The following is a 15,018-nucleotide window of genomic DNA, read 5'->3' as shown; positions in this document are numbered from 1 at the left end:
GCAGAGGGATTTATGGTTCAAAGGATGTTTTATGAATGGTTCAGGATGTGATTGCCTCGGTCAAGGTACGTACATGACATTTGCGCACATTTATTCTTATTCTGTGGCAAGTCCTCTTTTGCTTGTTTTCAAGCAGGGGATGAATCGTTTTATTTTAACCCGTCTTGTCGCTGTTTTAAAATTGTCGGTTATTGCCATTTGGCAGCCCGGTACTGAGGTAACTGCTTGATGCAAAATTTTTCAGCCACTCCGAGAGCATTAGTTGAAAGCCTTTGGCGTCATAGGAGTCTAATAAAGTCATTCATTCAACGAGACGTTCTCGGGCGCTATCGTGGATCATTTATGGGGATTCTTTGGTCATTTCTCAACCCCTTATTTATGCTTGTCGTTTATACATTTGTGTTTAGTGTCGTATTCAAGGCTCGTTGGGCTACTGGCAGCGATTCTAAAACCGAGTTTGCATTGATTCTTTTTGCCGGACTGATGGTGTTTAGTTTGTTTGCAGAGTGTATTAATCGAGCGCCGGGTTTGATTCTAAGTAATCCAAACTATGTAAAAAAAGTTATTTTTCCTCTCGAGGTTCTTCCTTGGGTTAATCTCGGCTCAGCGTTATTTCACGGTGCCATTAGCCTAAGCGTTTGGCTATTGGCGTATGTTGTCTTTTTTGGTACGCCCCATTTAACCGCGCTATATTTACCATTTATTTTGCTGCCGCTGGTCTTGTTTATTATGGGGTTGAGTTGGGCGTTGGCATCGTTGGGGGTGTACCTGCGAGATGTCGCTCAGTTCATCGGAATTATTACCAGTACTCTAATGTTCCTATCGCCAATTTTCTATCCGGTCACAGCGATTCCAGAGCGCTATCGAGGCCTCTTGTACCTGAACCCACTGACTCCAGTCATTGAGCAGACACGTAGCGCCCTCTATTGGGGGGCTACTCCTGACTTCGCCATGTTGACTGGCTATACAGTAATTACTGCAATTTTTGCATGGTTGGGATTCGCATGGTTCCAGAAGACGCGAAAGGGGTTTGGTGATGTCCTCTGAAATATCTATAAAAGTCGAGAATTTGAGTAAGTGTTATCAAATTTATGAACAGCCACGTGATCGTCTCAAACAATTTGTGATGCCCCCGTTACAGCGCGTAACACGACGTTCCGCGAAGCAATACTTCCGAGAGTTCTGGGCGCTCAAAAATGTTTCTTTCGAAGTCAAGCGCGGGGAGACAGTAGGCATCATTGGTCGCAACGGAAGCGGGAAATCAACGCTTTTGCAGATGATCTGCGGCACGCTTCAACCCACGAGTGGCAGTGTTACTACAGTAGGACGCATTGCTGCTCTGCTTGAGCTAGGATCTGGTTTCAATCCTGAGTTTAGTGGGCGTGAAAACGTTTATATGAACGCAGGAATTCTCGGCTTAACGAAAAGCGAAATCGATGCTCGGTACGATGCAATTCTCGAATTTGCAGAAATCGGTGAATTTATCGAACAACCTGTTAAATCTTACTCTAGTGGGATGTACGTTCGTTTGGCCTTTGCGGTGATAGCTAATGTCGATGCTGATATTTTGATCATCGATGAAGCGTTGGCAGTAGGTGATATATTTTTCACTCAAAAGTGCATGCGTTTTTTGGCGGAATTCAAGAAGCGCGGAACCATTCTTTTCGTAACTCATGATACTAATAGCGTCATGAGCCTCTGTGATCGAGCGGTGTGGCTGCAAGCCGGAGACCGAAAGGCGTTTGGTGACTCAAAGACAGTGTGTCAGGCCTACCTGGCTGAATACTATGCGGCTTCAGGGGCGAACAGGCCTAGCTCAGACTCAAAAGTTAAAACCGTACAAGTTGAACAGGACTTCCGTGACGTTCGACAGGATTTCATTAATGCTTCTGTAATTAGAAACGACTTGGAAGTGTTCAGGTTCTCCAATACGGAAGACAAGTTTGGACTGAGTACCGCGCACATTCTGGATGTATATCTCTCTAGTGAGTCCGGGGGGGGCATATCGTGGTTTGTCGGCGGTGAGCTGGTTGTTCTCGTCGTGAAAATACATGCAGATGTTTTATTGGATCAACCAATTGTCGGTTTTTTGGTTAAAGACAAGAATGGGCAGCACCTGTTTGGAGATAACACGTATCTCACTTATATTGACGAATCAGTCAGAGTGGACGGCGGTGCCGATTTGACCGCGAGTTTTAAATTCAGAATGCCGATGATGCCTGCTGGCGATTACACGATTGGCGTCGCTGTTGCAAATGGTACCCAGGAAAACCACGTTATACATAGCTGGGTACACGACGCATTAGCCTTCAAATCACACAGTAGTAGTGTTTCGACGGGCTTAGTCGGAATTCCTATGATTGATATCGAGTTGCAGTCCCATGGATAAAAAGTACAACTTTACCTATGAGCCGGTGAGTGTGTATGCCTGCGCGGTTAACTTAGTGCGAAAGTTTTCCCGCGCTGGCGCGATACACGTAGATTTAGGGTGTGGGTATGCCGCCATAGCTCGAGAAATTGAAGCCGGTGGCGCTAGATACATAGGTTTCGATGCGAATAGCCAAAGTGTTGATACGCTTAAGGGGAATGGTATTGAGGCCTATGAGCTTGATTTGACTGATCAAGCGTCGGTTATTTTACAACTGAAAACACTGTGCGATGGCTATCAGGTCGTCACGATATCAATGCTGGATGTGATTGAACACCTGAGTTATGACTGTCAACTGTTGAGCCGGATTAAAGAGTCTTTCAATAGCGAACAGGAAATCGCTCTTATATTGTCGGTACCTAATTCATCGCATATTGATGTTTCCGTCAAATTGCTAGCCGGTGATTTTGACTATCTTGATACTGGGCTGTTGGATAAAACACATACTGTTGTGTATACAGAAAAGAATCTTGCTGAAGTTACCCAGAGAAATGGCTGGAAGCAAGTAGCCGTCGACGATTATTACCTCGAGTTCAGTGAGCAGTTTTTTGAACATCCCTCAATAGTCCTAAATCGAGATAGTGGGATTGGTCGGGATTTTAGGCGCTTAAAAGGCATTTTAGACCCGAATTGTGATGTCTATCAGTTTGTCCGCGCTTATATACCTGACGATAACATTTCGAAAAAACAGCTCGGTTTCAGCGAAATGAAAGGTGTGTCTGTTTCTTTAGTGTTTCCGGAAGATGTTGATACCGTTGAAACATTAAATTTGGTGAGAAGGTTATTGGATCTTGAGAGCCAAAGCAAAATTGAGCTGATTCTTCCGGAGACAGCATTAGGTATTGTGGAAGGTCCATTCAAAGTCAGCAATTACTGCGCAGGTCAGCTGGAATCTTTCGTCGCTGGATCGTTAGGTACTCGCTACTGGTCATATGTTTCGAATCCAGAAGAAGTCTGCACCTTTGCGCTGAGTAAGTTTATCGAGCAGTTTGACTGCTCCCGTGGTACACCACTTGTCGAGTTGACAGGTACGGGGATTCCTGAAGTAACTGAAAATCAATTTGATTTATTTTCGTCCGTTGCCACAAACACTACGTGGCGCGTTATGGTGCCAAGCGGGTATGCCAGTCAGTTCCATGACGGACACTTTGCAAGTGTCGAAGAACGTAATGCTTTTATTCGGCGAGCATCGCTCGCATGTGGTATTAGCCGCTTTAATGTGGTTTTTTCAACGGAACAATTGTGTGCTGTGCCACCGCTTGAATCACTTATCGCTTTGAAGACGATTTTATCTGATCCTACATTGCAATCCTATGTACTTCGCTCTGATATCATGGTTAATGCTGTTCATGTTCAGATGGAAAAGATCGACAAGCTTCAGGCGGACTTGGATGAAGTTTTAAGTAGCAAGTGGTGGAGGATTACACTGCCATTACGTAGTATCGTTCGTCAAGCTACCAGACTAACAAATGTGGCTCGTGCGATTTTACGTCGAGATAAAGTTTTATTAAAGGGGTATGCGCGTGCTTTATATCTAAGAGTCTCATTCCTGAGAACAATTTGGTCGTTCTATACATATAAAAGAATGAAGTTTATACGGGCTATTCAGGATAAAACGTTTTCGAGTGATAACATTCAGTCTTTGAATGACTTGTCCGGTAATCGTTTTTCTGGAAGTGTGCATGCTAACTCGCACAGCACGCTAGTTGCTTTTCCAGAAATTGATATTTCGGTCGTGTCTTATAATAGTTCACGATGGGTCGAAGGTTTTCTAGAGTCGTTAGCTCGGCAACAATATCCGCTTTCGAAAATTCATTTTAAAGTGGTTGATCATGGCTCGGTAGATAATACTGTGTATTTGTTTCAGCAGTATATTAGCGAGCAAGGTAATCGTTTTGCGAGTGCTGAAGTAATTCAACAAGGCAATTACGGTTTCGGTGCCGGGCACGATCGTGCTATTAGAGCTGGCAAATCTGATTTCTGTTTGATCGCAAATTTGGATCTAGAGTTTTTACCCGATTCGATTCTAAAGGCAATTACAGCTGCTGTGAACGACGCTGGTACTTCCGCGGCGAGTTGGGAATTCCGGCAGCTACCTTATGAGCACCCTAAATATTACGATCCAGTTACGCTTGAAACAAGTTGGTCATCGCATGCCTGCGTCCTGCTCAGGAGAGAGGCCTATGTGCAATGTGGAGGTTATGACCATGCCATTTTCATGTATGGTGAAGATGTAGAGCTTTCTTATAGATTGCGTTCTTTCGGTTATACGCTGAAGTATCTACCAAGAGCCACTGTACTTCACCATACTTATGAACAGGCCGGTGAGGTTAAGCCTCTTCAGTTCGCTGGAAGCGTTCTTGGGAATTCTTATATTCGGTTACGCTACGGTTCTGCTAGCGACCGTTTTATGGCGTTCGCGTTGTATTCGATTCTTTTTGTTTATCGGTCTCAATTTCGTGGTTCAAAAAGGATGCTGCTTAAGAATATCCCGAAATTGTTAAAAAATGCCCCGCACTTTTTAAAGGGGAAAGGCCCTGCTTCTGCAAAATTTCCATTTCGCGGTTTTGACTATGAGCTCATAAGAGAAGGAGCTTTTTGGAGGGCAGAGCCTTTCTCTCCTTCGAGAGTAATGCCCCAAGTGACAGTAATCATGCGGACTTATCAAGGGCGTGGAATGTTTTTGAAGCAGGCCATGCAAAGTGTTTTCAATCAGACTTATCCTAATATTGAGCTTCTAGTCGCAGAAGACGGCGGCAACGCTCAGCAGCATCTGGTTGAATCGGCAACAATGTTGGCTCCATCTACGGTTTCTGTAAGATTTCTAGCGAATGAAAAAATTGGCCGCTCTGGCGTAGGTAACGCTGCTATGGCCATCGCCAATGGGCAGTATTATATGTTTTTGGATGACGACGATTTGTTGTTTTCCGACCATATTGAAACGCTAATGCAATGCCTGGTTTCTGAGCCTTCGTTGGATGCTGCGTACAGCTTGGCTTTTGAAGTTGCAACCGAAGTTAATGAGGATAAAAGTTTTTATGTGGAAAAAGTGTTCTATACGCCTCCGATTTTTCGTCAGGCTTGGGATTATAGTGTCTTGCAACACCATAATTTCATTCCGATTCAGTCTATCATCTTCAAGAAAGAACTTTATCAGCGCTGGGGCGGGTTTGATCTCAATCTAGACCAACTTGAAGATTGGAACCTGTGGCTGCGCTATGGGTATGAAGCAAACTTCCGCTATGTTGATAAAACAACTTCAATATTTAGAACACCTGCAACATCTAATGTTCGTGCCGATCGGCACGCACTATTGCACAGGGCTTACAATTTAGCTGCTCAGAGTGCAAACGCGCGGATTGCCAAAGTGGTGAAGTGCGATAAGTAAGGAGTTCTTGTTTTTTCAGATGCAATGATTGCATCGATAGTATGTATATTTAGCAGAGACTGGATCGATCGTGACAAGAGCGATCGATTCAATTTCTCCGCATTGAGTCTTCTGGTCTATTGATTAGATACCAAAACCTAATAAACGTCTTATACTAAAAAATAATTTTTTGTCGGCATAAATTTTTAAATAATAATTATAAGAAAATTACAAGTGGGTTAATCGTAACTGATCCATAAACCCCACTTATCCAAACAAACAGCACGTGAGGTGGGGGGGTAATTAAATGTAAGCGCTCCATAAACCCCACATTCAAAGCCGTCACCTGATCCCCGATGCTGTGCTCCCGATTCCTTTACGGAGCCAGCACCTCATGATGCGTCCCGACGCAAAAGTCGAAAAAGTCTATCTCTATCCCAAGCCTGTCGACTTCCGAAAATCCATCGATGGCCTCGCCGCTCTGGTCGAACTGGACATCAAAGTCGCGGTGTTTGATCCGGTGCTTTTCGTCTTTCTCAACAAGCCTCGCAACCGAGTGAAGATTTTGTATTGGGAGCGCAACGGCTTTTGCCTTTGGCTAAAGCGCCTGGAATCCGAGCGCTTCAAAACATCGCCGGATTGTTCGGATGAAGCCATCGTGCTGACGGTTCAAGAACTCAACTGGTTATTGGACGGTTTTGATTTGTGGCGCAACCGTCCGCATCAAGTTTTGACGCCTCGATTCGTCGCCTGATTCGGTATAATCCAGGGCATGATTTCCATGCCCAAAGACCTTCCTGACGACCCTGTTTTGCTCAAGCAGCTGCTTGAGCAAATGCTGAGTGAGCGGGAGTCGGATAAGGGCAAGATCGTTCATCTCGAAGAAGAAAACGCACTGCTGCGTCAGCGCCTTTTCGGGCGCAAGTCAGAGCAGACAGCCGATCCTTCGACCCCGCAAATGGCCTTGTTCAACGAAGCTGAAAGCGTCGCCGAGACGGTCGACGAAGCGGTTGAAGAAGAGGCCGTCGCGCCGTCCAGGCGACGGGGCAAACGCAAGCCTCTGCCCGCCGATCTTCCGCGTATCGAAGTCATTCACGAACTGCCCGAGCACGAGCTGACCTGCGCCTGCGGTTGCCGCAAGCACGCCATTGGCGAGGAAATCAGCGAGCAGCTCGATATCGTGCCGATGCAAATCCGCGTGATCAAACATGTGCGCAAGGTCTACGGTTGCCGCGATTGCGAAACCGCACCGGTTACCGCCGACAAGCCGGCGCAACTGATCGAAAAGAGCATGGCCAGCCCCAGTGTGTTGGCGATGTTGCTGACGACCAAATACGTCGATGGCCTGCCACTGCACCGCTTCGAAAAAGTCCTCGGTCGCCACGGCGTCGATATTCCACGCCAAACCTTGGCGCGCTGGGTGATCCAGTGCGGCGAACACCTGCAACCCTTGCTGAATTTAATGCGGGATCGACTGCTGGAAAGTCGCGTCATCCATTGCGACGAAACGCGTGTCCAGGTAATGAAAGAGCCAGATCGAGAGCCAACCAGCCAATCCTGGATGTGGGTGCAAACCGGCGGGCCGCCGGATCAGCCCGTTATCTTGTTTGACTACTCGACCAGCCGGGCGCAGGAAGTTCCGTCGCGCCTGCTTGAAGGTTATCGCGGCTACCTGATGACCGATGATTACGCTGGTTATAACGCCTTGGGCGCGCAATCCGGTGTCGAACGTTTAGGCTGTTGGGCACATGCGCGGCGCAAGTTTGTCGAGGCGCAAAAGGTGCAGCCTAAAGGCAAAACCGGGCGCGCCGATATCGCGCTGAATCTGATCAACAAGCTGTACGGTATCGAGCGAGATTTAAAAGAAGCCGGCGATGAACATCGCCACGAAAGCCGACAGCAAAACAGCCTGCCGGTGTTGGCGCAGTTGCACACATGGCTGGAGAAAACCCAGCCACAAGTGACGGCGCAGAATGCACTGGGCAAAGCCATCAGCTACCTGGCCAGCAACTGGATCAAGTTGGTGCGCTACACCGAAGCCGGTTACTTGCCGATCGACAACAATGCGGCAGAGCGTGCGATCAGGCCCTTCGTTGTCGGGCGCAAGAACTGGCTGTTCAGCGACACGCCCAAAGGCGCGACAGCCAGCGCTCAACTTTACAGTTTGGTCGAGACGGCTAAAGCCAACGGCCAAGAGCCCTATGCGTGGCTGCGCCATGCACTTGAGCGCCTGCCACAAGCCTCGAGGGTAGAAGACTTTGAGGCCTTGCTGCCTTGGAACTGCTCGCTCGCATCGCCTTGCTAAGCGCGCCGCCTATTTTTGAATAGGTGGGGTTCATGGAGCGCTTACAATTAAATCATGCTGGCGCGGAGGTCATTTGTAAGCGCTCCATAAACCCCACATTCAAAGCCGTCACCTGATCCCCGATGCTGTGCTCCCGATTCCTTTACGGAGCCAGCACCTCATGATGCGTCCCGACGCAAAAGTCGAAAAAGTCTATCTCTATCCCAAGCCTGTCGACTTTCGAAAATCCATCGATGGCCTCGCCGCTCTGGTCGAACTGGACATCAAAGTCGCGGTGTTTGATCCGTAAGCGCTCCATAAACCCCACATTCAAAGCCGTCACCTGATCCCCGATGCTGTGCTCCCGATTCCTTTACGGAGCCAGCACCTCATGATGCGTCCCGACGCAAAAGTCGAAAAAGTCTATCTCTATCCCAAGCCTGTCGACTTCCGAAAATCCATCGATGGCCTCGCCGCTCTGGTCGAACTGGACATCAAAGTCGCGGTGTTTGATCCGGTGCTTTTCGTCTTTCTCAACAAGCCTCGCAACCGAGTGAAGATTTTGTATTGGGAGCGCAACGGCTTTTGCCTTTGGCTAAAGCGCCTGGAATCCGAGCGCTTCAAAACATCGCCGGATTGTTCGGATGAAGCCATCGTGCTGACGGTTCAAGAACTCAACTGGTTATTGGACGGTTTTGATTTGTGGCGCAACCGTCCGCATCAAGTTTTGACGCCTCGATTCGTCGCCTGATTCGGTATAATCCAGGGCATGATTTCCATGCCCAAAGACCTTCCTGACGACCCTGTTTTGCTCAAGCAGCTGCTTGAGCAAATGCTGAGTGAGCGGGAGTCGGATAAGGGCAAGATCGTTCATCTCGAAGAAGAAAACGCACTGCTGCGTCAGCGCCTTTTCGGGCGCAAGTCAGAGCAGACAGCCGATCCTTCGACCCCGCAAATGGCCTTGTTCAACGAAGCTGAAAGCGTCGCCGAGACGGTCGACGAAGCGGTTGAAGAAGAGGCCGTCGCGCCGTCCAGGCGACGGGGCAAACGCAAGCCTCTGCCCGCCGATCTTCCGCGTATCGAAGTCATTCACGAACTGCCCGAGCACGAGCTGACCTGCGCCTGCGGTTGCCGCAAGCACGCCATTGGCGAGGAAATCAGCGAGCAGCTCGATATCGTGCCGATGCAAATCCGCGTGATCAAACATGTGCGCAAGGTCTACGGTTGCCGCGATTGCGAAACCGCACCGGTTACCGCCGACAAGCCGGCGCAACTGATCGAAAAGAGCATGGCCAGCCCCAGTGTGTTGGCGATGTTGCTGACGACCAAATACGTCGATGGCCTGCCACTGCACCGCTTCGAAAAAGTCCTCGGTCGCCACGGCGTCGATATTCCACGCCAAACCTTGGCGCGCTGGGTGATCCAGTGCGGCGAACACCTGCAACCCTTGCTGAATTTAATGCGGGATCGACTGCTGGAAAGTCGCGTCATCCATTGCGACGAAACGCGTGTCCAGGTAATGAAAGAGCCAGATCGAGAGCCAACCAGCCAATCCTGGATGTGGGTGCAAACCGGCGGGCCGCCGGATCAGCCCGTTATCTTGTTTGACTACTCGACCAGCCGGGCGCAGGAAGTTCCGTCGCGCCTGCTTGAAGGTTAGTAAGCGCTCCATAAACCCCACATTCAAAGCCGTCACCTGATCCCCGATGCTGTGCTCCCGATTCCTTTACGGAGCCAGCACCTCATGATGCGTCCCGACGCAAAAGTCGAAAAAGTCTATCTCTATCCCAAGCCTGTCGACTTCCGAAAATCCATCGATGGCCTCGCCGCTCTGGTCGAACTGGACATCAAAGTCGCGGTGTTTGATCCGGTGCTTTTCGTCTTTCTCAACAAGCCTCGCAACCGAGTGAAGATTTTGTATTGGGAGCGCAACGGCTTTTGCCTTTGGCTAAAGCGCCTGGAATCCGAGCGCTTCAAAACATCGCCGGATTGTTCGGATGAAGCCATCGTGCTGACGGTTCAAGAACTCAACTGGTTATTGGACGGTTTTGATTTGTGGCGCAACCGTCCGCATCAAGTTTTGACGCCTCGATTCGTCGCCTGATTCGGTATAATCCAGGGCATGATTTCCATGCCCAAAGACCTTCCTGACGACCCTGTTTTGCTCAAGCAGCTGCTTGAGCAAATGCTGAGTGAGCGGGAGTCGGATAAGGGCAAGATCGTTCATCTCGAAGAAGAAAACGCACTGCTGCGTCAGCGCCTTTTCGGGCGCAAGTCAGAGCAGACAGCCGATCCTTCGACCCCGCAAATGGCCTTGTTCAACGAAGCTGAAAGCGTCGCCGAGACGGTCGACGAAGCGGTTGAAGAAGAGGCCGTCGCGCCGTCCAGGCGACGGGGCAAACGCAAGCCTCTGCCCGCCGATCTTCCGCGTATCGAAGTCATTCACGAACTGCCCGAGCACGAGCTGACCTGCGCCTGCGGTTGCCGCAAGCACGCCATTGGCGAGGAAATCAGCGAGCAGCTCGATATCGTGCCGATGCAAATCCGCGTGATCAAACATGTGCGCAAGGTCTACGGTTGCCGCGATTGCGAAACCGCACCGGTTACCGCCGACAAGCCGGCGCAACTGATCGAAAAGAGCATGGCCAGCCCCAGTGTGTTGGCGATGTTGCTGACGACCAAATACGTCGATGGCCTGCCACTGCACCGCTTCGAAAAAGTCCTCGGTCGCCACGGCGTCGATATTCCACGCCAAACCTTGGCGCGCTGGGTGATCCAGTGCGGCGAACACCTGCAACCCTTGCTGAATTTAATGCGGGATCGACTGCTGGAAAGTCGCGTCATCCATTGCGACGAAACGCGTGTCCAGGTAATGAAAGAGCCAGATCGAGAGCCAACCAGCCAATCCTGGATGTGGGTGCAAACCGGCGGGCCGCCGGATCAGCCCGTTATCTTGTTTGACTACTCGACCAGCCGGGCGCAGGAAGTTCCGTCGCGCCTGCTTGAAGGTTATCGCGGCTACCTGATGACCGATGATTACGCTGGTTATAACGCCTTGGGCGCGCAATCCGGTGTCGAACGTTTAGGCTGTTGGGCACATGCGCGGCGCAAGTTTGTCGAGGCGCAAAAGGTGCAGCCTAAAGGCAAAACCGGGCGCGCCGATATCGCGCTGAATCTGATCAACAAGCTGTACGGTATCGAGCGAGATTTAAAAGAAGCCGGCGATGAACATCGCCACGAAAGCCGACAGCAAAACAGCCTGCCGGTGTTGGCGCAGTTGCACACATGGCTGGAGAAAACCCAGCCACAAGTGACGGCGCAGAATGCACTGGGCAAAGCCATCAGCTACCTGGCCAGCAACTGGATCAAGTTGGTGCGCTACACCGAAGCCGGTTACTTGCCGATCGACAACAATGCGGCAGAGCGTGCGATCAGGCCCTTCGTTGTCGGGCGCAAGAACTGGCTGTTCAGCGACACGCCCAAAGGCGCGACAGCCAGCGCTCAACTTTACAGTTTGGTCGAGACGGCTAAAGCCAACGGCCAAGAGCCCTATGCGTGGCTGCGCCATGCACTTGAGCGCCTGCCACAAGCCTCGAGGGTAGAAGACTTTGAGGCCTTGCTGCCTTGGAACTGCTCGCTCGCATCGCCTTGCTAAGCGCGCCGCCTATTTTTGAATAGGTGGGGTTCATGGAGCGCTTACGGAAGTTCCGTCGCGCCTGCTTGAAGGTTATCGCGGCTACCTGATGACCGATGATTACGCTGGTTATAACGCCTTGGGCGCGCAATCCGGTGTCGAACGTTTAGGCTGTTGGGCACATGCGCGGCGCAAGTTTGTCGAGGCGCAAAAGGTGCAGCCTAAAGGCAAAACCGGGCGCGCCGATATCGCGCTGAATCTGATCAACAAGCTGTACGGTATCGAGCGAGATTTAAAAGAAGCCGGCGATGAACATCGCCACGAAAGCCGACAGCAAAACAGCCTGCCGGTGTTGGCGCAGTTGCACACATGGCTGGAGAAAACCCAGCCACAAGTGACGGCGCAGAATGCACTGGGCAAAGCCATCAGCTACCTGGCCAGCAACTGGATCAAGTTGGTGCGCTACACCGAAGCCGGTTACTTGCCGATCGACAACAATGCGGCAGAGCGTGCGATCAGGCCCTTCGTTGTCGGGCGCAAGAACTGGCTGTTCAGCGACACGCCCAAAGGCGCGACAGCCAGCGCTCAACTTTACAGTTTGGTCGAGACGGCTAAAGCCAACGGCCAAGAGCCCTATGCGTGGCTGCGCCATGCACTTGAGCGCCTGCCACAAGCCTCGAGGGTAGAAGACTTTGAGGCCTTGCTGCCTTGGAACTGCTCGCTCGCATCGCCTTGCTAAGCGCGCCGCCTATTTTTGAATAGGTGGGGTTCATGGAGCGCTTACGACTTGTTCGGAGATTCCCTAGGTTTTTAAGTACCTCAGAATCTATCTGGGTAAGGAGGTCTCGTTGATAGTTGTCTCTGTTCTCTTGTTCGATCTTATTAAGGGCCCATCAGTGGGGGAGCTACTAAAAGATGATTTCAATCTTGAAGCCATCTTTTAGTAGGGGGGGTTAAATTTTTTCTGCGACGATATAAAATTGTTTGCCCAGTAATTTCCATGCAAATGGAAAAGACAAGTAGATTTTAACCAATAATGGATGTGTCGGGAGAGCCCCCTGAGTTGTAAATGGCAAAAATTTATCGATACATGTAGTGATTTTAAAGCCTTTTAGTTGTAGTGCCTCACTGAGTGAGAGGTGAGTGAGACCCAAATGGTGGTCATAGAAGTCCCAGTATTGACCTGGTAAATAACGCAAATTTGGTCCAAGTATGATGTACTTGCCGCCAGGCTTGAGAGCGAGCTTCACTTCATCCAGGAACTCATCCAGCGTACGTTTGTCAGGCAGGTGCTCAAGGAAATTTGACGTAAAAACTACATCTGCTGTGTTCTTTATTAACGAGCTCAGTTCAGTGGCCTTGCACAAATTGAACTCGATTTCAGGGCTTAAAAAAGATTTCGCGTCTGGGTTTAAATCGACCGCAATTTTTCTTTTCGCCTTGATATTATTTAAGAACTCTCCGTATCCGCAAGCTACGTCGACAACTGTATCAGTGCTCTTAACGTACTTTTGAATAAAACTTCCGCAAATGACTTTCCATATTGCATTTTTTCTTGGGAGTTCTTCTTCGGTAAAGCGGATTCGATAAAGTTCTGATAGGTTTTCATTGCTCATTTGGTACATCCCGGAAGGCAATTAGTTTGTAGAATAGGAAAGTAACAATCATGGGCAGCGCTACCGCAATTGCATGAGAAATTTCCTCTGTATGGAAAGCAAATCCAAGGGTGCGCAACCCATCATCTATTGTTATTGCCGCATACCAAACGACCGGAAAGAATAGTAGATTGATCAAAACAAAGCCTCTCGCTTGTTCAGCCAATGTTTTTTCCGATTTTTTAAAGACGAATATTCTATTCAGCAAAAACGCAGTGACCATGCCCACAATGTAAGCAAGCACGATGGCAAGCGAGAAAGGCAGCCAAAGGCTTATGATTATTCGCGCGAGCCAATGTAAAAATGCAGCAAGCCCACCGACCGCCAAGAAGCCGATGAACTGTTTTGTAAAAATATACTTTATCATTCAGACGCCTCTCGGGCCATATTCCTACCGAAACCGATACTTTCGGAAATCCCTCGATCTTCAGGATAATAATATGAGGTATCTGCGACCCATAGGCCTTCGATAGGTAGCGATACGGGTGGCAACTTACTCAAGTAATCCGGGTCGCATATAGGTTGTGCGTACCTGTATCGGCTGGCTCGCAGATCGAGGAAGTCTTCGTCCGACAAGTCACGATTGATTCTTTTTAAATAACGACGAACCTTATCAAAAAATACGTCATCAGAATCGGAAAATTTCGGATGTTCACCAGGGAGATAGAATGGGATATAGATAATATGGTTGTCTAGCGGGCGTAAATTACTGTATTCGACAAGACCTGGAATATCCATTTCTGGATCATTAGTGTTAAGCCAAAAGTTTTCCGTCAGTGCTTTTTTTAGTTTTACAATTACGCACACAACAGCAATATTTTTTAAAGAGCTGAATTTGCTCAAAATTTCGCTTGGAAGGTCTGGGATCAATTTTGGCACGTACGGCAACGGAACCGTGCTGATAACCTTGTCAAATTTTAAAAGCTCCCCGGCGACTTTCAAGCCTTTCACGACACCGTTTTCGATTACTACTTGTTCGACTGCAGAGCTAAGCCTTACTTCGCCGCCGTTAGCTAATATGTCATTTTTCATTGCGTCGAGAAGTGTTTGGGAGCCACCTTCCAGATAACCAAGCTTTTCCTTGAACAAGTTATAGCGGGAGCGCCCGATACGACGAATTCGGCTCCAGATCCAAGCAGCAGATAAGTTACTACTGTACTCATAAAATTTGTAGTCGAACAAACGGCGCCAAAGTACCTCCCAGGCCTCGGCTCCTACCCACCGACGGATCCATCCTGTGGCTTCAACTGAGTCGAGAGGCTTCCAGTCGTTACGTTTGGTGCAAAGAAACGCAAAAACTCCATAGCGGATTTTAGCGAGCATGCTCAGCCCACGAAATTTGATGAGCGCTACAGGATTGCCCCATGGCTGTAGATTATTTTGGTACCAATAGCCCATTTTTGTTTCAACCCATCGCATCCTCTGCGCTAAGTTTAGTTCATCTAGTACTTTTAGGAACTCGCGGTCCGACGTGCAGTGAAAGTGGTAATAACGTTCGATGCTCATTCCTGAGAAATCGAATGAAGCTGTCATCCCGCCAATACGATCATCCGCTTCAAGCAAAACAGGGATGTGACCATCTCGAGCAAGTTGATATGCAACTGCTAATCCCATGGGCCCTGCACCTAGTACGGCAATACGCTGTCCCAT

The 15,018-nt window shown here is 49.3% G+C and carries 13 protein-coding genes and 2 pseudogenes; 12 read left to right on the top strand and 3 right to left on the bottom strand.

Annotated features, from left to right (window positions below):
• The first annotated feature begins 31 nt into the window (after positions 1-31).
• From ACX3YF_RS29885 to tnpC (ACX3YF_RS29830), 12 genes and pseudogenes are all read left to right on the top strand, one after another.
• Complete coding sequence (locus tag ACX3YF_RS29885; RefSeq protein ID WP_458974766.1) at positions 32-229, top strand: hypothetical protein; 198 nt, start codon at positions 32-34, stop codon at positions 227-229.
• Positions 229-1,047 (top strand): ABC transporter permease, encoded by an 819-nt coding sequence (locus ACX3YF_RS29880; protein ID WP_458974765.1) that lies wholly within the window; start codon positions 229-231, stop codon positions 1,045-1,047. The genes ACX3YF_RS29885 and ACX3YF_RS29880 overlap by 1 nt, the downstream gene beginning before the upstream one ends.
• Positions 1,037-2,389 carry an ABC transporter ATP-binding protein gene (locus tag ACX3YF_RS29875; protein ID WP_458974764.1) on the top strand — a complete coding sequence of 451 codons (1,353 nt, stop codon included), beginning with the start codon at positions 1,037-1,039 and terminating at the stop codon, positions 2,387-2,389. The genes ACX3YF_RS29880 and ACX3YF_RS29875 overlap by 11 nt, the downstream gene beginning before the upstream one ends.
• Positions 2,382-5,816: a glycosyltransferase gene (locus tag ACX3YF_RS29870; RefSeq protein ID WP_458974763.1), complete on the top strand. Its 3,435-nt coding sequence runs from the start codon at positions 2,382-2,384 to the stop codon at positions 5,814-5,816. Before ACX3YF_RS29875 ends, ACX3YF_RS29870 begins: the two co-directional genes overlap by 8 nt.
• Positions 5,817-6,189: 373 nt before the next feature.
• Positions 6,190-6,549 (top strand): IS66 family insertion sequence element accessory protein TnpB, encoded by a 360-nt coding sequence (gene tnpB, locus ACX3YF_RS29865; RefSeq protein ID WP_019412232.1) that lies wholly within the window; start codon positions 6,190-6,192, stop codon positions 6,547-6,549.
• A gap of 18 nt (positions 6,550-6,567) precedes the next feature.
• Complete coding sequence (gene tnpC, locus ACX3YF_RS29860) at positions 6,568-8,100, top strand: IS66 family transposase (protein ID WP_130211648.1); 1,533 nt, start codon at positions 6,568-6,570, stop codon at positions 8,098-8,100.
• Between the two features lie 160 nt (positions 8,101-8,260).
• Positions 8,261-8,389, top strand: a complete 129-nt coding sequence (gene tnpB, locus ACX3YF_RS29855; protein ID WP_330219841.1) for an IS66 family insertion sequence element accessory protein TnpB — start codon at positions 8,261-8,263, stop codon at positions 8,387-8,389.
• Positions 8,390-8,470: 81 nt separating this feature from the next.
• Positions 8,471-8,830, top strand: coding sequence for an IS66 family insertion sequence element accessory protein TnpB (gene tnpB / locus ACX3YF_RS29850; RefSeq protein ID WP_019412232.1), 360 nt, complete (start codon positions 8,471-8,473; stop codon positions 8,828-8,830).
• Between the two features lie 18 nt (positions 8,831-8,848).
• Positions 8,849-9,736, top strand: a pseudogene (tnpC, locus tag ACX3YF_RS29845) (IS66 family transposase); the annotation flags it as partial.
• A gap of 87 nt (positions 9,737-9,823) precedes the next feature.
• Positions 9,824-10,183 (top strand): IS66 family insertion sequence element accessory protein TnpB, encoded by a 360-nt coding sequence (gene tnpB, locus ACX3YF_RS29840; protein ID WP_019412232.1) that lies wholly within the window; start codon positions 9,824-9,826, stop codon positions 10,181-10,183.
• Between the two features lie 18 nt (positions 10,184-10,201).
• Positions 10,202-11,734, top strand: coding sequence for an IS66 family transposase (gene tnpC / locus ACX3YF_RS29835; RefSeq protein ID WP_130211648.1), 1,533 nt, complete (start codon positions 10,202-10,204; stop codon positions 11,732-11,734).
• A 46-nt stretch (positions 11,735-11,780) separates the two neighbouring features.
• Positions 11,781-12,452: pseudogene (tnpC, locus tag ACX3YF_RS29830) on the top strand (IS66 family transposase); the annotation flags it as partial.
• A 214-nt stretch (positions 12,453-12,666) separates the two neighbouring features.
• Here tnpC (ACX3YF_RS29830) and ACX3YF_RS29825 read toward each other — a convergent pair.
• The 3 genes from ACX3YF_RS29825 to ACX3YF_RS29815 are packed head-to-tail and all read right to left on the bottom strand — an operon-like array spanning position 12,667 to position 15,018.
• A complete protein-coding gene (locus ACX3YF_RS29825) occupies positions 12,667-13,329 on the bottom strand; it encodes a class I SAM-dependent methyltransferase (RefSeq protein WP_458974762.1) in 663 nt (220 codons plus the stop codon).
• A complete protein-coding gene (locus tag ACX3YF_RS29820; RefSeq protein WP_458974761.1) occupies positions 13,319-13,735 on the bottom strand; it encodes a GtrA family protein in 417 nt (138 codons plus the stop codon). Before ACX3YF_RS29820 ends, ACX3YF_RS29825 begins: the two co-directional genes overlap by 11 nt.
• On the bottom strand, positions 13,732-15,018 hold the full coding sequence (locus ACX3YF_RS29815) for an NAD(P)/FAD-dependent oxidoreductase (RefSeq protein ID WP_458974760.1): 1,287 nt from the start codon (positions 15,016-15,018) through the stop codon (positions 13,732-13,734). The genes ACX3YF_RS29820 and ACX3YF_RS29815 overlap by 4 nt, the downstream gene beginning before the upstream one ends.

The organism is Pseudomonas fluorescens group sp. PF-69, from assembly GCF_054481235.1.
This window is presented reverse-complemented; position numbering and strand designations above follow the sequence as displayed.